Source organism: Sphingomonas kyeonggiensis (genome assembly GCF_030812785.1).
Taxonomy (GTDB): domain Bacteria; phylum Pseudomonadota; class Alphaproteobacteria; order Sphingomonadales; family Sphingomonadaceae; genus Sphingomonas; species Sphingomonas kyeonggiensis_B.
This window is the reverse complement of record NZ_JAUSTJ010000001.1, coordinates 1,837,355-1,854,194: the sequence shown is the minus strand read 5'-3', so window position 1 is coordinate 1,854,194 and position 16,840 is coordinate 1,837,355. Positions and strand designations below refer to the sequence as shown.

Annotated in this window: 19 protein-coding genes; 6 read left to right on the top strand and 13 right to left on the bottom strand. The window is 68.9% G+C overall.

The annotated features are described in order from the left end of the window. The first annotated feature begins 5 nt into the window (after positions 1 to 5). Genes J2W22_RS09085 through J2W22_RS09075 form a run of 3 tightly spaced genes read left to right on the top strand, consistent with a single transcriptional unit; the run spans position 6 to position 2,100 of the window. On the top strand, positions 6 to 308 hold the full coding sequence (locus J2W22_RS09085) for a ketohydroxyglutarate aldolase (RefSeq protein ID WP_307117896.1): 303 nt from the start codon (positions 6 to 8) through the stop codon (positions 306 to 308). Next, positions 305 to 1,780 carry a PepSY-associated TM helix domain-containing protein gene (locus J2W22_RS09080; RefSeq protein WP_307117895.1) on the top strand — a complete coding sequence of 492 codons (1,476 nt, stop codon included), beginning with the start codon at positions 305 to 307 and terminating at the stop codon, positions 1,778 to 1,780. Before J2W22_RS09085 ends, J2W22_RS09080 begins: the two co-directional genes overlap by 4 nt. After that, on the top strand, positions 1,777 to 2,100 hold the full coding sequence (locus J2W22_RS09075; RefSeq protein WP_307117894.1) for a DUF3325 family protein: 324 nt from the start codon (positions 1,777 to 1,779) through the stop codon (positions 2,098 to 2,100). Before J2W22_RS09080 ends, J2W22_RS09075 begins: the two co-directional genes overlap by 4 nt. 19 nt (positions 2,101 to 2,119) lie before the next feature. Here the strand turns inward: J2W22_RS09075 and J2W22_RS09070 are convergent, their stop codons facing one another. The 8 genes from J2W22_RS09070 to J2W22_RS09035 all read right to left on the bottom strand — a co-directional run bounded on the left by J2W22_RS09070 (position 2,120) and on the right by J2W22_RS09035 (position 7,570). Next, positions 2,120 to 2,893 (bottom strand): alpha/beta fold hydrolase, encoded by a 774-nt coding sequence (locus J2W22_RS09070; RefSeq protein ID WP_307117893.1) that lies wholly within the window; start codon positions 2,891 to 2,893, stop codon positions 2,120 to 2,122. Between the two features lie 11 nt (positions 2,894 to 2,904). Then, on the bottom strand, positions 2,905 to 3,675 hold the full coding sequence (locus J2W22_RS09065; RefSeq protein ID WP_307117892.1) for an SDR family oxidoreductase: 771 nt from the start codon (positions 3,673 to 3,675) through the stop codon (positions 2,905 to 2,907). Continuing rightward, a complete protein-coding gene (locus J2W22_RS09060; RefSeq protein WP_307117891.1) occupies positions 3,672 to 4,301 on the bottom strand; it encodes a glutathione binding-like protein in 630 nt (209 codons plus the stop codon). Before J2W22_RS09060 ends, J2W22_RS09065 begins: the two co-directional genes overlap by 4 nt. Then, entirely contained in the window at positions 4,298 to 5,032 is a 735-nt protein-coding gene (locus J2W22_RS09055; protein WP_307117890.1) for a sensor histidine kinase, read from the bottom strand. Before J2W22_RS09055 ends, J2W22_RS09060 begins: the two co-directional genes overlap by 4 nt. 67 nt (positions 5,033 to 5,099) lie before the next feature. Next, a complete protein-coding gene (locus tag J2W22_RS09050) occupies positions 5,100 to 5,564 on the bottom strand; it encodes a carboxymuconolactone decarboxylase family protein (protein WP_307117889.1) in 465 nt (154 codons plus the stop codon). Between the two features lie 24 nt (positions 5,565 to 5,588). Then, positions 5,589 to 6,035: a hypothetical protein gene (locus J2W22_RS09045; RefSeq protein WP_307117888.1), complete on the bottom strand. Its 447-nt coding sequence runs from the start codon at positions 6,033 to 6,035 to the stop codon at positions 5,589 to 5,591. Further along, positions 6,032 to 6,793, bottom strand: a complete 762-nt coding sequence (locus tag J2W22_RS09040; protein WP_307117887.1) for an SDR family oxidoreductase — start codon at positions 6,791 to 6,793, stop codon at positions 6,032 to 6,034. Before J2W22_RS09040 ends, J2W22_RS09045 begins: the two co-directional genes overlap by 4 nt. Positions 6,794 to 6,817: 24 nt before the next feature. Further along, positions 6,818 to 7,570, bottom strand: a complete 753-nt coding sequence (locus J2W22_RS09035) for an SDR family oxidoreductase (protein WP_307117886.1) — start codon at positions 7,568 to 7,570, stop codon at positions 6,818 to 6,820. A 323-nt stretch (positions 7,571 to 7,893) separates the two neighbouring features. On the opposite strand from J2W22_RS09035, the gene J2W22_RS09030 reads away from it, so the two are divergent. Next, positions 7,894 to 8,715: an alpha/beta fold hydrolase gene (locus J2W22_RS09030; protein WP_307117885.1), complete on the top strand. Its 822-nt coding sequence runs from the start codon at positions 7,894 to 7,896 to the stop codon at positions 8,713 to 8,715. A 39-nt stretch (positions 8,716 to 8,754) separates the two neighbouring features. Here the strand turns inward: J2W22_RS09030 and J2W22_RS09025 are convergent, their stop codons facing one another. From J2W22_RS09025 to J2W22_RS09010, 4 genes are all read right to left on the bottom strand, one after another. Further along, positions 8,755 to 10,455 (bottom strand): sensor histidine kinase, encoded by a 1,701-nt coding sequence (locus J2W22_RS09025; protein WP_307117884.1) that lies wholly within the window; start codon positions 10,453 to 10,455, stop codon positions 8,755 to 8,757. Between the two features lies 1 nt (position 10,456). Beyond that, complete coding sequence (locus J2W22_RS09020) at positions 10,457 to 10,834, bottom strand: response regulator transcription factor (RefSeq protein ID WP_307117883.1); 378 nt, start codon at positions 10,832 to 10,834, stop codon at positions 10,457 to 10,459. Positions 10,835 to 10,913: 79 nt separating this feature from the next. Beyond that, entirely contained in the window at positions 10,914 to 11,576 is a 663-nt protein-coding gene (locus tag J2W22_RS09015; protein ID WP_307117882.1) for a response regulator transcription factor, read from the bottom strand. Between the two features lie 77 nt (positions 11,577 to 11,653). Further along, the gene (locus J2W22_RS09010) at positions 11,654 to 12,049 is read right to left on the bottom strand and encodes a hypothetical protein (RefSeq protein WP_307117881.1); all 396 of its coding nucleotides are present in this window, start codon (positions 12,047 to 12,049) and stop codon (positions 11,654 to 11,656) included. A gap of 181 nt (positions 12,050 to 12,230) precedes the next feature. On the opposite strand from J2W22_RS09010, the gene J2W22_RS09005 reads away from it, so the two are divergent. Beyond that, positions 12,231 to 15,308 (top strand): sensor histidine kinase, encoded by a 3,078-nt coding sequence (locus J2W22_RS09005; RefSeq protein WP_307117880.1) that lies wholly within the window; start codon positions 12,231 to 12,233, stop codon positions 15,306 to 15,308. Next, complete coding sequence (locus J2W22_RS09000; RefSeq protein WP_307117879.1) at positions 15,298 to 15,936, top strand: response regulator; 639 nt, start codon at positions 15,298 to 15,300, stop codon at positions 15,934 to 15,936. Before J2W22_RS09005 ends, J2W22_RS09000 begins: the two co-directional genes overlap by 11 nt. Here the strand turns inward: J2W22_RS09000 and J2W22_RS08995 are convergent. After that, complete coding sequence (locus J2W22_RS08995) at positions 15,933 to 16,682, bottom strand: SDR family NAD(P)-dependent oxidoreductase (protein ID WP_307117878.1); 750 nt, start codon at positions 16,680 to 16,682, stop codon at positions 15,933 to 15,935. The genes J2W22_RS09000 and J2W22_RS08995 overlap by 4 nt on opposite strands. Positions 16,683 to 16,840 lie beyond the last annotated feature (158 nt).

Sequence of the window (16,840 nt, the reverse complement as noted above, 5' to 3'; positions counted from 1 at the left end):
TCCAGGTGGCGGGGGCAGCACAACAACGAGCCGGCTGGCGCTATCGCGCCAATGTCGCGGCGCGCGTGGTGGCGGGAACGATCGGCGCCTATGCGGTCGCCGGACTGTTCGCCATGGCGCTCGCCCGGATATTGCCGATGGACCGGGCGCAGGCGGTCGTGCCGGCGACCCTGCTCGCCTTCCTGGTCGGCCCGGCGGTGACGATCTGGGCGTTCCTCGCCCGCGGCCCGTGGCGCGCCTGGGGCGGCGTGGTCGCGTTCGGCGCGCTCTTCGCCGCGATCGCCTGGGCCGTGGGGGCGCCGGCATGAGCGCCGCGGTCCGCGAAGGCGTCCGCCAGGTCATGGCCTGGCTCCATGGCTGGGTCGGTCTGCTGCTCGGCTGGGTGCTGTTCGTCATGTGCCTCGCCGGCACACTCAGCGTGTTCAAGCCCGAGATCGGCCAATGGATGCGCCCGGAGACCGTCGCCACCGCCGATCCGGCCGATGCGGTGCAGGCGGCGACCGACTGGCTGGCGAAGAACAGCAAGGGCTCGACCGGCTGGTACCTCACCGCACCGAACGACCGGAGCAACACGGTCGAGGCCGCGTACGACAGCGACGGCGCCTTCCTCTACCGCGCGCTCGATCCGGTGAGCGGTGCGGCGGCCCCGCGCGAGACGCTGGGCGGCGAGTTCTTCTACCGGCTGCATTTCGAGCTCGAGCTGCCCTATCCCTGGGGCCGGCTGCTCGCCTCGCTCGCGGCGATGTTCATGCTGGTCGCGCTGATCACCGGGATCATCGCGCACCGCCGCATCTTCAAGGACTATTTCACCTTCCGCCCCGCCAAGGGCCAGCGCTCCTGGCTCGACGGGCACAATGCGCTGGGCGTGCTCGCCACGCCCTTCCACCTGATGATCACCTTCACCGGGCTGGTCACGCTTGCCTCGCTGTCGATGCCCTGGGGGATCACCGCGCTCTACGGCAGCGATCTGGCGAAATTCTATCAGGACTTCACCCCCGGTTTCACCCAGCGCGCGCCGACCGGCGAGAAGGCGGCGCTCGCCCCGGTCGCGCCGATGCTGCGCGAGGCGCAGCGGCAGCTGGGCGGCACGATCGGCCGGGTCTATGTCCTCAACCCCGGCGACAAGGCCGCGCTGGTCACCGTCTATCGCTCGGATGCCGACCAGATCGGCTTCAACCCGTCCCAGATCAGCTTCGACGGCGTCACCGGCAAGCCGCTCGGCACCTGGCGCGAGACGCGCGGGGCGATCCAGACCTACAATATCGTCTACGGCCTCCACATGGCCCGCTTCGCTCCGCTCGCGACGCGCTGGCTCTATTTCCTCGGCGGCGTGATGCTGACGCTCGCAATTGCGACGGGAATGGTCCTCTGGATCGTGAAACGCCGCGAACGCGCGCCGCTCTCGCTCGGAAACCGTATCCTGGAACGCCTCAATGCCGGCTTTCTGGGAGGAGTCCCCCTTGGTTGCGCCGCCTATCTGCTCGCCAACCGCCTGCTCCCCCTCGGCCTGAATGGCCGCGCCGAGCTCGAGGTATCGATCGCATTGTGGACCGCCGCCGCCGCACTGGCGATCGGCATCGCACTCAAGCCCCGCTGGTCCTGGCCCCTCCTCACCGGCGCCACCGCCCTCGCCTGCGCGGTCTCGGCACTCATCGGCCTGCCACCGAGCATGATGTCGGCGGTGCTGCTCGCCACCGCCGCCAGCCTGGCGCTGCTCGTCCGGAAGCAGCTGCGCGGTCCGGCGAAACGTCCCGAGCGCAAGAGACACGCCGCAACATGACCCTCGCCATCACCGGCCTGCTCTATCTCGGCATGTTCGCCCTTGCCGCCGGCATGTCGCGCCACGCCCCACCCCTGCTCGGCGCGCAGTCCAAGCTCTCGGCGCTCCGCCATCCGGCCCGCTATGGCTGGGTGCTGGTGGCGCTCTCCGCGCTCCTGGCGGCCTTCGCGCGCGATGGCGGCCAGGCACTCGTCCTGTGGTTCGGGCTGATTCCTCTGGTCAGCGCGATCCTCCTGCTCGGCCTCACCTACCGCCCGGCGGTGCCGCGCGCCGTGGTGCCGGTCGCCGCGCTGATGGTGCTGGTGGCGCCGTTCGTCTGAAACGGCGCCCGACGACCAGCTATTTCGCCGCTGCCGCATCCTCGATCAGCGCCGCGACCTCCGCGGGGTGCGAGACCATCAGGGCATGCGAGCCGCCGGGAATCTCCACCGTCTTCCGGGAATGCGCCCGCTCGGCCATGAACTTCATCACCGCGGCGGGGATATTCCGGTCGGCGGTGCCATAGATCATGTAGTTCGGCAGCGTCTTCCAGGCCGCGACTCCCGTGGGCTCCTGAAGCGCCTTCATCGTGATCGGTCGCTGGGTGGCCGCCATCACCGCAGCCTGGCCTGCGGGCACGTCCGCGGCGAACTGGGCATGGAACTTCGCCGGCTGGATATAGAGGTCCTGCCCGCCATCCGGCAGCGGAACCGCGGTCAGCGCCTCACCCAGCGTGCTGCCCGGGAACTTGCCCGAAAGCGAGAAGCTCGATTCCCCGGTTTCCGGGGCGAAGCCCGCGACATAGACCAGCGCCCTGATGTTCGGATTGCCGTTCGCCGCCTCGGTGATCACCGGGCCGCCATAGCTGTGGCCGACCAATACGACGGGCCCCTTGATCGACTTGACCACCGCCGAGACCGCGGCCCCGTCGCTCGCCACGCTGCGCAGCGGGTTGGCGGCGGCGATGACGGTATAGCCGTCCTTCTCCAGCCGGGTGATCACCGGCTCCCAGCTGGCGCTTTCGGCAAAGGCACCGTGGACCAGCACGATCACCGGCTTCTCGGGTTTGGTCTGGGCATGGGCGCCGCCGGAGAGGAGCAGTGCGGCGGGCAGCAAAAGTGTCGAGAAACGCATGGATATCCTCCTCAATTGGGAATGGAGATGCGGTGGGGCTGGAGGCTGTCGCGCAGCCAGTCGTCGAAGGTGAGCCTGGCGATCCGCGCTTCGGCGCCCGGCAGCAGCGAATGCTCGCCGAGCTCGGCACCGAAATAGGGCGCGGCGGCGTCGGCGACGATCCGACGCGGATCCTCCTGCGCGGTGGCGATCTCGACGGCGACAGCGTCGAGCCGCAGCCGCTCGGGGCCGGCGACCTCGAGCATGCCGTTGAACGGATCGCTGAACACCGCGTCGGCCAGCATGTCGGCCAGGTCCTCGCCGGCGATCGGCTGGACCAGTGCCGGCGCGATCCGGATGTCGCGTTCGGTCCCGGCCTGCACCACAGAGCTGATGAACTCGAAGAACTGGGTGGAGCGCAGGATGGTGAACGGGATGCCCGATCCGGCGGCCATCTCCTCCTGCAGCTTCTTGCCGCGGAAATAACCGCTGGCGAGCAGCCCGTCGGTGCCGACGATCGACAGCACGACATGGTGCCGCACGCCCGCGCGCCGCCCGGCATCGAGCAGGTTGCGGCTCGATGTCTCGAAGAAGCGCATCGCCGCATCGCCGTCATCGGGCGAGACGTTGGTGACGTCGATCACCACCTCGGCGCCGTCCAGCGCGGCGTCGAGCCCGGCACCGGTGAAGCTGTCCACGCCGGTGCTGCGCGAGGCCTCGACGACGCGCAAATCCTCCTGGCGCAGGTTGCGCACCAGCCGCTCGCCGATCCGGCCGCGGCTGCCGATCACCGCGACCTTCATATCAGCGCCTCGATCGAAGAGGTGTCGACCGAGGGGAGCGGTACGAACAGCCCCTCCTCCATCAGCGCCTGGCGAACCGTCGGGCGCTCTGCGACGCGTTCGAAATAGCCGAGCATGTCGGCGGACATCGGCACGCCGAACGCCTGCGCCCAGCGCAGCATGACGAACAGATAGGCATCGGCGACGGTGAAGCGCGGACCGAACAGGTAGAGTTCGTTGATATGCTCCTCGATCAGCGCCAGCCGCCTGGCCACCGCCTCGCTGGCCGCCGCGCGCTCGGCCTCTTCCTCCGAATGCCAGAAGGGCTTGAAGGCGACATGCAGCTCGGTTGACAGCCAGGAGAGCATTTCGATCAACCGGGTGCGGCCGAGCGGACCGCCGGGGGTCAGGCTGGCGTCCATGCCGGCGATGAATTCGAGGATCGCGGTGTTCTCGCTCACCGCATTGCCGTCGTCGAGGACGAGCAGCGGCACATAGCCGCGCGGGTTGATCGCGGTATAGTCATAGCCGTGCTCGGTCGTCTTGGTCTTGATGTCGACCCGCTCGAACTCGGCGGCGAGGCCGGCCTCGTGCAGCGAGATCCGGCCGGACAGGCTGCAGGCGCCGGGGGCATAATAGAGCTTCATGATCGGGACTCCTGAAAAGCTGCGGGCAAATGCAGGGTGACGAGGGTGCCGATGCCGGCTTCGCTCTCGATCGAGACGCCGCCACCGGCACTTCGGGCGAAGCGCTCGACCATCGGCAGGCCGATGCCGCCCAGCCCGTCGCGCTTTGTGGTGAAGAAGGGATCGAAGACGCGGGCGAGCGTCGCGGGCGACATGCCGGCACCGTGATCGCGGACGCTTAGCGTCACCGTCGAAGGAAATGCGCGTGCCTCGATCCACACGGTCCCCTGCCCGCTCATCGCGTCGCGCGCGTTGAGGACCAGGTTGAGTAGCGCCCGGCGCAGCCCGATCGGATCACATGCCAGGGCAGGCAGCCCGGGCTCGGCGATTACGACGACACGCAGCAGCCGATCCTCGCCGCCGGCGATCAGCGCGACGATATCGGCAAGGCATTCCGCGACATCGCAGTGCAGGTTCGCCATCGCCCGGGCGCTGGCCTGCGCCATGTTCTGGTGGAGGATCGTACCCGCATGATCGAGCGAGGTGCGGGCGCGATGGAGGAGCGGCTCGCGATGGGTCACCGGCATGTCCGGCGTCCGCGCCAGGATATTGAGCGCGGACGTTGCGATCTGGACCAGATTGCCCAGGTCATGGAGCATGCCAGCCGCGGCGAGCGCGACCTCGCCGCCCGCTGCCGGACGCAAGGGCGGCAGTATCTCCTGTCCGTGCAGGACCGGGGTCTGAGGAACCATCACCGAGCTCCTTTTCAGAGAGGGGGCCGCGGGGTGCGGAGGGGGAGCCACCCCGCGGCCCGACCGGTCAGGCCGCCGCGGCCGCCGGGACCTCGACCGGGTGCACCGCGCGAAGGCCGATCTGCACGCGGTTCCACAGGTTGATCGCGCCGATCGCCAGCGTCAGCCAGGCGATCTCGGTCTCGTTGAACTGGGCCTGGAGCATCGCGTAGTCGGCGTCCGGCGCATGCGTCTTGGCGATACGGGTGAGCGCCTCGGTCCAGTTGAGCGCGGCACGCTCGCGATCGGTAAACGCCGGCGAATCGCGCCAGCCGTCGAGCAGGTGGAGGCGCTGGTGGCTCTCGCCCGACTTCACTGCATCCTTCACGTGCATGTCGATGCAGAAGGCGCAGCCGTTGATCTGCGAGGCGCGGATCTTAACCAGGTGGAGCAGGCTGGAATCGAGGCCGGACTTGGCGATCGCGGTCTCGACGCCGATCATCGCCTTGGTGCCTTCGCCGGCGACCTCGAAGATGTTCATACGCGGGGTCATGGATGTTCTCCTTGCTTGGATGGATCAGGGGCGCGCAGGCAAAGGGTCGCGCAGCGCGAAGAGGGTGAGCCCGGCGCCGATCAGCGCGGGGAGCGTGACGGCGGGGAAGTCGCGCAGCAGCACCGAGGGACCGCAGATGCCGGCCGCGACCTCCCAGAAATGGAAGAGCGCGTGGCAGGCGAGCCACAGCGTCGCCCCGCCCCACAGCACCGCCCGCATCTGGTGCCGCACCGTGCCGATCAGGAAGGCGGCGCCGATGAACAGGAAGATGATTCCGATGTCGCGGATGAAGTGCTGGTTGAACGGGCCGGTGGTGGTCACGCCGGGCACTGCGAAATACCAGCCGACCGGCGAGATCAGCATGTAGATGCCGTTGAGCAGCCCGCCGACGCCGAGCAGCATCGCGAGCGACACGCAGAGCTGGCGAAGCACCGGCCTGTCATCGCGGGCGGGGTGTGCACGCGCGCTCATTTCGCCACCGGCGCGGGCACATTGGCGAGCCACCAGTCGAAGCCGGTAGTACCCAGCCGGGCGTCCCGCCCCGGCATCAGCGAGGCGTCGTCTATGGTGACGCCGAAATAGGGCGCCGCCGGATCGGCGACCACGCGGCGCGGATCCTTGTCGAACGCCAGCACCTGCGCGACCAGTTCGTCGATGCGCCAGGCCTGCGGGCCGGCCACTTCGATCAGGCCGTTGACCGGCTCGGACAGCGCCGCACGGGCGACCGCCTCGGCGACGTCCTGCGCCGCCATCGGCTGGAAGCGCGCCGGCGACAGGCGGACCGTGTCGCCCTCGGTCGCCGAATTGGCGATGCCGCGCAGGAACTCGAAGAACTGCGTCGCGTGGATCAGCGTGAACGGGATGCCCGATGCGGCGATGCCCTTTTCCTGGGCGAGCTTGGCCTGGAAATAGCCGCTGGCCTGGAGCCGCTCGGTGCCGACCACCGAGAGCGCGATATGGTGGCGCACGCCCGCCTTCTTCTCGGCGGCGGCGATGTTGCGCCCGGCCTTTTCGAAGAAGTCGAGCGCCGCCGGGCCGTCGAGCGTCGGCGAGTTGGAGACGTCGATCACCACGTCGGCGCCGTGCAGCGCCTGGTCGAGCCCCTCGCCGGTCAGCGTGTCGACACCGGTGTTGGGTGCGGCGGCGAACACCTCGTGCCCTTCCTTCGCCAGCAGGGCGACGGTCTTCGACCCGATCAGGCCAGTGCCGCCAATCACCACGATCTTCATGTTGCGTCCTTTCGATGGATGGGTTCAGGCTGGCGCGAGCGCGCCGCGGAGCCAGGTCTCGAGACCCGTCTCGCCCGGCCCCACCGCAGCATCGGAGACGAGCCTCTCTTCGCCCAGCCGCGCGCCGAAGAAGCGGGCATCGGCGTCGGTCAGCACGGGGCGAAAATCCTCGCCTGCGGTCAGCATCTGCTGGGCGAGGCCCGGCAGCGCGTAGCTGTTGGGCCCGGCGACCTCGAGCACCGCATTGACCGGCGCGCGCAGCGCCACCTGCATCAGCACCCGCGCCGCGTCCTCCGTCGCGATCGGCTGGACGCGGATCGGCGGCACCCGAACTTCCGCCTCGCTGCGCCCGGCGTCGATCACGTCATGGATATATTCGAACAGCGGCGTCGAGCGGACGATGGTGAAGGGGATGCCCGATCCCGCGATCAGCCGTTCCTGCGCGCGTTTGGCGCGATAATAGCCGTCTCCGATCCGCTCGGCACCGATAGCGGAGAAGGTGATGTGGTGCGCGATCCCCGCCGCCTGCTCGGCGGCGAGCAGCGTGGCGCCGGCTTGCTCGAAGAAGCGCAGCATCTCCACTGCGTCGGCATAGCCGGGACTGGAGACGTCGATGACCGCCTCGGCACCGTCCAGTGCCCGGTCGAGCCCCGTACCGGTGACGATGTCCACGCCAGTCGCCCGTGCCGCGACCGCCACCTGGTGGTCCGCCGACTCGAGCTGGCGGACCAGCCGCGTGCCGACCAGGCCGGTGCCTCCCACCACGGTAATGCGCATGTCCCGTCTCCGCATTCGAACTGGAGGGCAGGATCATCGATCGCCCCCCGCGCCTCCATCGTGCAGAGGCATGCGCGACCCTCGCTATTTGGCAGGCACCCCTCTCCCAAGGTGCAGGTTCCGCCACCTCGGCGCAGGGCCACGCGGCGGAACCGATACCTGCGCATCGCAATGCCCGACCTTGGGCGAGCCCTGCCCCTCCCCTTGCCCCACCGGGCTCCCCCGGAGGTGCGATCGACCGGGAGGCACGCCCTCCCCTAGCCCCTCTCCGCCGGGAGGCGGCCCGTGGCGGGTCGTGCGGCGCGCATCCAGGGAGACACTCGATGCCGATGTTCACCACCAGCGACGGACACATGATGCACTACAAGGACTGGGGCCAGGGCCCGGTCGTCACCTTCTCGCATGGCTGGCCGCTCAGCTCGGACGCGTGGAGCGGTCAGATGCAGTTCCTCGCCGAGCAGGGCTATCGCTGCATCGCGCATGATCGCCGCGGCCATGGCAAGTCGGCCCAGACCGGCACGGGCAACGAGATGGATACCTATGCCGATGATCTCGAGCAGCTGTTCGCGGCGCTCGACCTGCAGGACATCACCATGGTCGGCCATTCGACCGGCGGCGGCGAGGTCGCGCGCTATATCGGCCGCCACGGCACGGGCCGCGTGAAAAAGGCCGTGCTGCTCGGTGCGGTGCCGCCGGTGATGGTACAGAGCGCCGCCAACCCCGATGGCCTGCCGTTCAGCGTGTTCGACGGGCTGCGCAGGGACATCCTCAAGAACCGCTCGCAATTCTACAAGGACTTCGCGATCCCCTTCTTCAGCGCCAATCGCCCGGACGCGAACGTGTCGCAGAGCCTGCTCGACGAGTTCTGGCTGATCAGCATGCAGGCCGGCCTGAAGAACGCTTATGAGTGCATCAAGGCATTCAGCGAGACCGACTTCACCGAGGACCTCAAGAAGTTCGACGTGCCGACGCTGATCGTCCACGGCGAGGACGACCAGATCGTGCCGATCGCGGACTCGGCCCACAAATCCGCCAAGCTGGTGCAGGGCGCACAGTCGCTCTTCTATCCGGGCCTCCCTCATGGCCTGACCGCGACGCATGCCGATCGGTTCAACGCCGATCTGCTCGCCTTCCTGCGCAGCTGAAGCGGAGACGCCCGGCGGTGTCCCCAGCGCCGCCGGGCGTCAGCCCGAAATCGGCGGCAGCGTCACCTGGAACAGGGCACCGCCCTGTGCCTGGTTCGCCGCCGAGATGCCCCCGCCATGCGCGGCGAGGATCGACTGGCAGACGGCCAGGCCAATCCCCATCCCGTCCTGCTTGGTGGTGAAGAAGCCCTCGAACACCCGGTGGAGATCCCCGGCGGCGATGCCCGGCCCATTGTCGCGCACCGACAGGCGCACGCCCCCGAAGCCATCCCGCCCGGTGGTGATCTCGATCTGCGACTGCGGCCGCCCGGCCATTGCCTGCAGGCTGTTGACCAGCAGATTGACCACGACCTGCTGGAGCTGGACCCGGTCGCCGAGCACGCGCGGCAAGGCGATGTCGAGCTTCACGCCCAGCTGGATGCCGCGCGCCTCGATGTCGTGGCAGACGAACATCAGCGCCTCCTCGACCACCCGATTCAGGTCGAGCGCGGTGCGGTTCGGCACATGGCGCCCGGCCATGCCGCGGATGCGCTGGACGATCTCGCTGGCATGGCGCGCGCTGTCGGCGATCCGTTTGGTCAACTGCTCGACCTTGGCGAGGTTCGGCTCGTCGCGCGCCAGCCAGCGCAGGCTGGTCTCCGCGTTCATCGCGATCGCGGCGAGCGGCTGGTTCACTTCATGCGCGATCGAGCTGGCCAGCTCGCCCAGCGTCGCGATCCGCGCCGCGCGGGCATATTCCTCCTGGAGCTGGCGCAGCTGCACCTCGGTCTGCAGCCGCTCGGTGACGTCCTCGAACATCAGCAGCGTCACGTCTAGCCGCTCGGGCGGCGTCGGATAGGTGATCGACAGCTGCACGTCGCGCAGCTGCCCGTCGAAAGTCCGCAGCTTCATGATCTCGGTGAGGTTGCGGCGCCCGTCGAAATGCGCGGTGATCACCCGCTTGGCGGTATCGGGCGAGGCTGCGAACAGATAATCGACCGGCCCGACCAGCCGATCGGCGCTCCCCGCCCCGAACAGCTCCACCGCGTTGCGGTTCGCATCGGTCACCCGGACGATCGCACGCGATTCGAACGGCAGGTCGGGGTTCGCATCGAGATAGGCGCCGACATCGGTCACGCCCGCCGCGCGCAGCGCGTCGAAGATCGGCAGCATCGCGGTGGAGTCGACCAGCACCAGGGCCCAGGGGAGATGATGGATCAGCGTGCGGTAGCGCTCCTCGCTCGCGCGCAGCGACCAGAGCGAGCGCTTGTCGGTCACGCCGCCGCCCACCGAGACGAAGACGAGATCGGGATGGGCGGGATCGGTCGAGATGTTGACCGTCGCATCGTTGAACACGCTCGAGATTATCTTGCGGGTTCGCGCCGCGCCGGGAATGTCGGCCAGCTCGGCGAGGATCAGCTCGGCCAGGGCCGGCCAGCTCTCGGCTGGCCAATAGGCGGTGACCGGCGCGCCGATCATCCGCCGGCGCCCGCCGATCGGGCCGAGCGCGCGCAGGGCATTGTCGTCGACATCGACCACGCGCACGGCATCGAGCAGCGCGCGCTTCCAGTCGCCCGGCACCTCACCGGCGGCGATCCGGACGATCAGCCCGCGCGCGCCGGAAATGTCGAACACGCTCCACGCGCTCGTTTCCTCGTCCATCCCGGCATGGGCGATATCGCCGATGCGCGGGAGCAGCGCCGACGATAGTTCGGGGTCGGCGCCGTCCGCCGCCTCTTCCTGCCGGGACAGCGGCTCCATCTCAGGCGCCCCTGCCTGTGCTGCCCAGCGCCACGCGAAGCGCGCCGAGCAGCGCAACATTCGCGACGGGCTTGGCGAACCAGGCGGTCGCCCCGTCCCGCAGCGCACGGGCACATGCCGTCTCGTCGGCCAGCGAGGTTACGAAGATCATCGGGATCGCCGAGCCGCAGGCGCGCAGCCGGCGCTGCAGCTCCAGCCCGTCCATCCCCGGCATGCGGACATCGGAGATCACGCAGTCGAACTCGCCCGCGCGGTCGAGGAACGCGACCGCCCGCTCGAAACCGAGCGCCGCCATCCCCTCGACCTCGAGGAGCTCGCACAGCGCCTCGCGCACGGCCAGGTCGTCATCCACGATCGCGATCACCACTGGCCTGGACAAGCGACGCGTCCTTCCGGCGCGAGCTGCGCCCGTCCGCGACTGTCGCCCAAGGCCCAGGCAGCCGTAACCATACCATGGTCTAGGTCTCCTCCTGCCGAAGGGGTTCGGGCAGCAGGTCCCAGGCACGGATCAGCTCGCCGACCGTGCTCGCCTCCATCTTGCGCATCACGCTGCTGCGGTGGAGCTTCACCGTGACTTCGCTGATCCCAAGATCATAGGCGATCTGCTTGTTGAGCCTGCCTCGCGCGACCTGGCGGAGCACCTGGCGCTCGCGCGGGGTGAGCGTGGCGTGGCGGTCGGCCTGGCGCTTGGCCAGCTCGGCGTCGGCGCGCTGGGCCAGGTCGCGCTCGATCCCGGCGGTCACCGCGTCGAGCAGCGACTGGTCGCGCGCCGGCTTGGTCAGGAAATCGACCGCGCCGGCCTTCATCGCCTGCACCGACATCGGGATGTCGCCATGGCCGGTGAGGAAGATGATCGGCTTGGCATTGCCGGTGCTGGCCAGATATTGCTGCAGGTCGAGCCCGCTCGATCCCGGCATGCGCACGTCGAGCACCATGCATCCCGGCCGCTCGGGCAGATCGGCCTCGAGCAGCTCGCGCGATGAGGCGAAGCCGGCGGCCTCGATCCCCACCGAGAGCATCAGCTCCTCGATCGCGGTGCGCACGGCGGCGTCGTCGTCGACGATCAGCACCAGCGGGCGGGCCGGTATGGCGGGCCGGGGCATTTGCGTCATCTGGTTCATCGCAGGACCTCCTGGCTTGTCGGCTGGAGACGAGTGATCCTTCCACTGGGCGCGACTGGGCGCCATCCCGGTTCCGGTTAGCCGGGACCTACCCGATCCGGGGAGCGCGGCTCGAGCCGGATCACCCGCCGGCCATGGAGATGCGCGTCGATCGAAAAGGCGCCCGGCCCGAGCAGCACGAACGCCGCGGCTCCCCCGGCACAGGCGAGCAGGAACCAGGCGAGCAGGCCCGGCGTCCCGGCAAAGCCGACCACCAGCACGACGACGAGCAGCGCGCCCGCCGCCCGCGCCCCGAAGCCCAGAACCAGCGCCAGGCCGAGCAGGCTCGCCCCCAGCCCGATCGATACCGCGTTCGACGGCGCCGGCCAGAGCAGCGCGAGCGAAGGATAGGCGATCGCTGCATAGGACAGGCGCAGCAGCAGCAGCGCGACGCCGAACAGACCATCCGGATAGCGTAGAATCAATTTGGGCACCGCCAGGCGATAGCTCCCCCATGGGGGCCGGCCAGCCTTCGGTCCGGGGATATGCCGCTCCCCCATTCGGGGGTAGCATCGCATCCACCTGACGGCGAAGGGGCGGGTTGCTTCGAACAGGCTCAGGCGGAGACCCGGCGGGATTGCTGGAACGGCGATGCAATTGATCAGGGGGCTACCTGTGCTGGCGACCCTCGTCGCGGCGCTGCTGTTCCAGCCCGTCGGCGCGGCGCCGGCCGATGCCCCGCGTCTGATCGCCCATTATACCCATCAGCGCTGGAGCGAGGAGAGCGACGCGCCGCGCCCGGTGGTCGCCCTGGCGCAGGATCGGCGCGGCTATCTGTGGATCGCGGCCAATGCCGGGCTGTTCCGCTTCGACGGTATCCGTTTCGAGCGGATGAGCACCGGCGTCGACCTTGCGGTCCATGGCCCGCCCTCGGCGATCCTCGTCCGGCGCAATGGCGAGGTCTGGACCAATTTCGAGCGGAGCGGCCGCTTTGCCGTCTATCGCGAAGGCCGGCTGCGTTTCCTCGATGCGCCCCCCTCACCCGATCGGGTCCTCTCGATGCAGGAGGCGGCGGATGGCACGATCTGGGTGATGACCGAACGGATGGGGCTTCCGCTCCTGCGCTTCCGGAACGGCCGCTGGGCCTCGTTCGGCAGCGAACTGGGCGCGCCGGTCGACAACCCCTTCAGCCTGGTGGTGACGCGGGACGGCACCGCATGGGTCGCCTTTTCCGGCGAAGTGATGCGGCTCGGCCCCAATGCCAGCCGCTTCGAGTCGGTGCGCAAGGACTTCCGTGCCCTTGGCAGGCTCTCGCTCGATCCTGAGGAGCGGGTCTGGATCAGCGACCGCCATGGCAGCTATCCGCTCACCGGCCCGGGCGGCCGCGGAAAGCCGCCCGCACTTCGATACCCCTACGCCACAGACAGCGCCGAGATCCGCGGCTGGCCGCGTTTCGACCGCGAGGGCAATCTGTGGATCGCGACCTATTATGGCGGGCTCCAGCGCGTGCGCCGTCCCGATCCGCGCGGCGCCGCCACGCCGGCCGAGGCGCGGGCACGGGTCGAGCGCTTCACCGCGCATGATGGCCTTTCGTCCAATGCCGCTACCCAGATCTTCCAGGACGCGGAGGGCAATGTCTGGGCGGGGACCGAGAATGGCCTCGACCGGTTCTGGCCTGCGACGCTGCGCTACGAACCTCAGCTCTCCCAGCCTGCTGCATTCGGCGACCTGCTGCTGCGCGGCTCGGACGGCAGCGTCTATATCGGCCAGGCAGCGACGGTGTACCGCGTGCGGCCCGGCGGCAGGCCGGAGCCGATCTTCCGCACGCCGGACAATGAGCCGCGCACCCTGTGCGAAGCGCCGGACCACGCGATCTGGATCGGTATGAGCAAGAGCGTGGGGCCCGGCCCGCCCCCCAGCAAGCCGGTGATGATCTGGAAGGACGGCAAGGTTCGCGCCGGGCCGCGGGTGCCGCTGAACTATGTCGTTTACGACTGCGCCTTCGATGCGCGCGGGGATTTCTGGGTGACTGCCTGGCTGGGCGGCATGGCGCGTCTGCACGACGGACGCTGGCAGCGCGTCACGCTGCCGCCTGGCCAGTCCTTCGCACCGCGCTCGATGACCGCGGACGCACAGGGTCGAATCCTGGTCCATTGGAGCGACCGGGTGCTGGGCCGGCTCGACGGATTGACCCGCCAGTCCTTCCAGATCCCCTTCGGCAGCCATGGCAATGACGAGATCGCCCTGCATCCGGAACCCGGCGCGCTGTTCGTCGCCGGCGAATTTGGCCTAGCCCGACTGCGCGACAATCGCTTCCAGACCATCTCCACCCGCCAGGCGCCCCTTTTCGGCGGCGTCAACGGCATGGCCCGCAGCGCCTCGGGAGAAACCTGGCTGGCGAGCCCCGGCGGCATCCTGCGTATCCGCACCACCGATCTCGACCGTGCCTTCACCCGGCATGACTGGACACCGCCGATGCAGGTTTTCGGCGCCGCCGACGGCCTGCGCAGCCGGCCGCATTCCCACAGCCGCAATGCGATCGTGCAGGGCGGTGACGGGCGTCTCTGGATCGCGACGCAGACCGGAACCTTGTGGCTCGATCCCAAGGATGTGAAGCGCAGCTTGGCACCGCCCCGGGTCGCCATCGGCGCGCTGGTCGCCGACAAGGTCTATCGCGATCCGACGAGCGTCACCCTGCCCGCCGGCCGCTCGAACGTGCAGATCGATTTCGCGGTGCTGAGCTTCTCCAACCAGCACGCCACCCAGGTCCGCTACCGGATCGAAGGGCAGGACAGCGAGTGGGTCGATCCTGGCACGCGGCGCCAGGCTTTCTACACCAATCTCGCCCCCGGCACCTATCGCTTCCAGTTGATCGCCGCGAACGACAATGGTGCGTGGAACGAGGCCGGGGCCACGGTGGAATTTACCATCCCGCCGACCTTCGTGCAGTCGAAATGGTTCCTCGCCTTGTGCGCCGCGATCGTGCTGGCGCTGCTATGGCTTGCCTATCGGCTGCGCATGGCCCAGGTCGCCGGCCGTATCCGCGCCCGCCTCGAGGAACGGATGGGCGAGCGCGAGCGGATCGCCCGCGAGTTGCACGACACGCTGCTCCAGAGCGTCCAGGGCCTGGTCCTCCGCTTCCAGTCGGTCGCCAACAAGATGCCGCCGGAGGGGCCGGCCCGGGGTCAGCTCGAGGCGGCGCTTGCCCGTGCCGACGAGATCATCGCCGATGGGCGCGAGCGGGTGCAGGGCCTGCGCGGCACCGACGACAAGGGCGACTTGCCCGAGCTGCTCAAGGAGCGCGCGGTTGCCGCGGGCTTCGATCCGGCGGTCGGTGTGCGTATCGTGGTGGAGGGCCGCCAGCGCCCGGTCGATCCGCTGGTCGCAGCCGAGCTCAGCCGGATCGTCGACGAAGCGTTGTTCAACGTCCATCGCCACGCCAATGCCAGCGCGGTCGAGATCGTCATCCGCTTCGGGGGGCACCAGCTGGGCGTCGAGATCCGCGACGATGGTGTCGGCATCCCCGCCGAGATCGTCGCGCGAGGGCACAAGCCCGGCCATTTCGGGTTGATCGGCATGCGCGAGCGCGCGGAGCGGATCGGGTGCAGCTTCTCGATCGACAGCCGCCCCGGCATGGGCTGCGCGGTGACGATGACCCTGCCCGCCCGCCTCGCCTTCGCCGACCACGCGCCGGGCCGCCGCCGCTTCTTCTCCCGCTTCTTCCGCAACAGGAACCACGATCATGCCGCCTGAAAAGGGTGCTTCGCCTATCCGGATCCTGATCGTCGACGATCACCCAGTGCTGCGCGAAGGCGTCACCGCGATCCTCGAGGATCGTACCGACATGATCGTGATCGGCGAGGCCCGCGACGGAGCCGAGGCCGTCGCGCGCTTTCGCGAGCTGCGCCCGGACGTGACGCTGATGGACCTGCAGATGCCGGTTATGAACGGCGTCGATGCGATAACCGCGATCCGCGCCGAATTCTCCGACGCCCGCATCCTCGTCCTCACCACCTATGCCGGCGACGTCCAGGCGGTGCGCGCGCTCAAGGCCGGGGCGACCGGCTATCTGCTCAAGAGCAGCCTGCGCACCGAGATGCTCGATGCGATTCACAACGTCCATCGCGGCCGGCGCCATGTGCACGGCGAGGTCGCCGCAGAGATCGCGCTGCACGTAGCGGACGACAATCTCAGCGAGCGGGAGATCTCGGTGCTGCGGCTGGTCGCCGAAGGCAAGGCGAACAAGGAGATCGCCCATGCCCTCGCCCTCTCCGAGGAGACGGTGAAGGCCCACCTCAAGAATATCTTCGCCAAGCTCGACGTCAGCGACCGCACCCATGCGGTGACGGTCGCCGCCCGTCGCGGGATCATCGAGCTCTAGAGCAGCGCCATCCCGCCATCGACGCGCAGATTCACGCCGGTCACGAAGCTGCTCATGTCCGAGGCGAGGAACAGGGCCGCGCTCGCCAACTCCTCGGGCCGGCCGAGCCGGCCGAGCGGGATCGCGGCAGCCATCTGTGCCTCGAAGGCCGGACGCTGCTCGGCCGAGACGCCCAGCTTGCCGAGTATCTCGGTATCCGTGGGGCCCGGGCTCAGGACGTTGACGCGAATGCCGCGCTCCCTGAGCTCGAGCGCCCAGCTGCGCGCGAAGGCGTTGATCGCCGCCTTCGACCCGGCATAGACCGCATGCCCGTCGAGCACCTTCTCGCTGGCGAGCGATCCGGTGATCACGATCGCGCCGTGATCGCGAAGGAGCGGCGCCATCTTCTGCACCCCGACGAACACGCCGCGCGTGTTGGTGGCGAACTGCGCGTCATATTCGTCCTGCGGCACTTCGGCCGAATGGCGAATCGTGTTGATCCCGGCATTGGCGACATAGATGTCGAGCCCGCCGAAGCGCTCGCTCACAACGTCCGCCGCCCAGCCATGGAATTCGGGATCGCCGACATCGCCGATCACCGAGGTCGCGCCATTGCCGATCCGCCGCACCGCTTCCTCCGCGGCATCCGCCCGGCGGCCGGTGACGATCACCTGCGCGCCTTCCGCCGCAAAGGATCGGGCGATGGCGAAGCCGATCCCGCTCGTGCCGCCCGTGATCATCGCCGTCTTGCCGCTGAGCAAAGCCATGGTTTTCCTCCAGAATTGACTGATCCGGAAGTAGGGAGCGACGGCTTCTGCAGAACCTGTACCCGGGTCTAGGCGCGCTCCGACAAAGGTCGGGCCGTTCCCCTGCCCCTGGCCAGATGCGGACGGCAGGGACGTGCCGCACAAATGTACCGGAGGCT

What these genes read in the sequence shown, in the direction of transcription:
- J2W22_RS09080 (WP_307117895.1), top strand. Translation starts at nt 305, where the DNA reads ATGAGCGCCGCGGTCCGCGAAGGCGTCCGCCAGGTCATGGCCTGGCTC.
- J2W22_RS09075 (WP_307117894.1), top strand. Translation starts at nt 1,777, where the DNA reads ATGACCCTCGCCATCACCGGCCTGCTCTATCTCGGCATGTTCGCCCTT.
- J2W22_RS09070 (WP_307117893.1), bottom strand. Translation starts at nt 2,893, where the DNA reads ATGCGTTTCTCGACACTTTTGCTGCCCGCCGCACTGCTCCTCTCCGGC.
- J2W22_RS09065 (WP_307117892.1), bottom strand. Translation starts at nt 3,675, where the DNA reads ATGAAGGTCGCGGTGATCGGCAGCCGCGGCCGGATCGGCGAGCGGCTG.
- J2W22_RS09060 (WP_307117891.1), bottom strand. Translation starts at nt 4,301, where the DNA reads ATGAAGCTCTATTATGCCCCCGGCGCCTGCAGCCTGTCCGGCCGGATC.
- J2W22_RS09055 (WP_307117890.1), bottom strand. Translation starts at nt 5,032, where the DNA reads ATGGTTCCTCAGACCCCGGTCCTGCACGGACAGGAGATACTGCCGCCC.
- J2W22_RS09050 (WP_307117889.1), bottom strand. Translation starts at nt 5,564, where the DNA reads ATGACCCCGCGTATGAACATCTTCGAGGTCGCCGGCGAAGGCACCAAG.
- J2W22_RS09045 (WP_307117888.1), bottom strand. Translation starts at nt 6,035, where the DNA reads ATGAGCGCGCGTGCACACCCCGCCCGCGATGACAGGCCGGTGCTTCGC.
- J2W22_RS09040 (WP_307117887.1), bottom strand. Translation starts at nt 6,793, where the DNA reads ATGAAGATCGTGGTGATTGGCGGCACTGGCCTGATCGGGTCGAAGACC.
- J2W22_RS09035 (WP_307117886.1), bottom strand. Translation starts at nt 7,570, where the DNA reads ATGCGCATTACCGTGGTGGGAGGCACCGGCCTGGTCGGCACGCGGCTG.
- J2W22_RS09030 (WP_307117885.1), top strand. Translation starts at nt 7,894, where the DNA reads ATGCCGATGTTCACCACCAGCGACGGACACATGATGCACTACAAGGAC.
- J2W22_RS09025 (WP_307117884.1), bottom strand. Translation starts at nt 10,455, where the DNA reads ATGGAGCCGCTGTCCCGGCAGGAAGAGGCGGCGGACGGCGCCGACCCC.
- J2W22_RS09015 (WP_307117882.1), bottom strand. Translation starts at nt 11,576, where the DNA reads ATGAACCAGATGACGCAAATGCCCCGGCCCGCCATACCGGCCCGCCCG.
- J2W22_RS09000 (WP_307117879.1), top strand. Translation starts at nt 15,298, where the DNA reads ATGCCGCCTGAAAAGGGTGCTTCGCCTATCCGGATCCTGATCGTCGAC.
- J2W22_RS08995 (WP_307117878.1), bottom strand. Translation starts at nt 16,682, where the DNA reads ATGGCTTTGCTCAGCGGCAAGACGGCGATGATCACGGGCGGCACGAGC.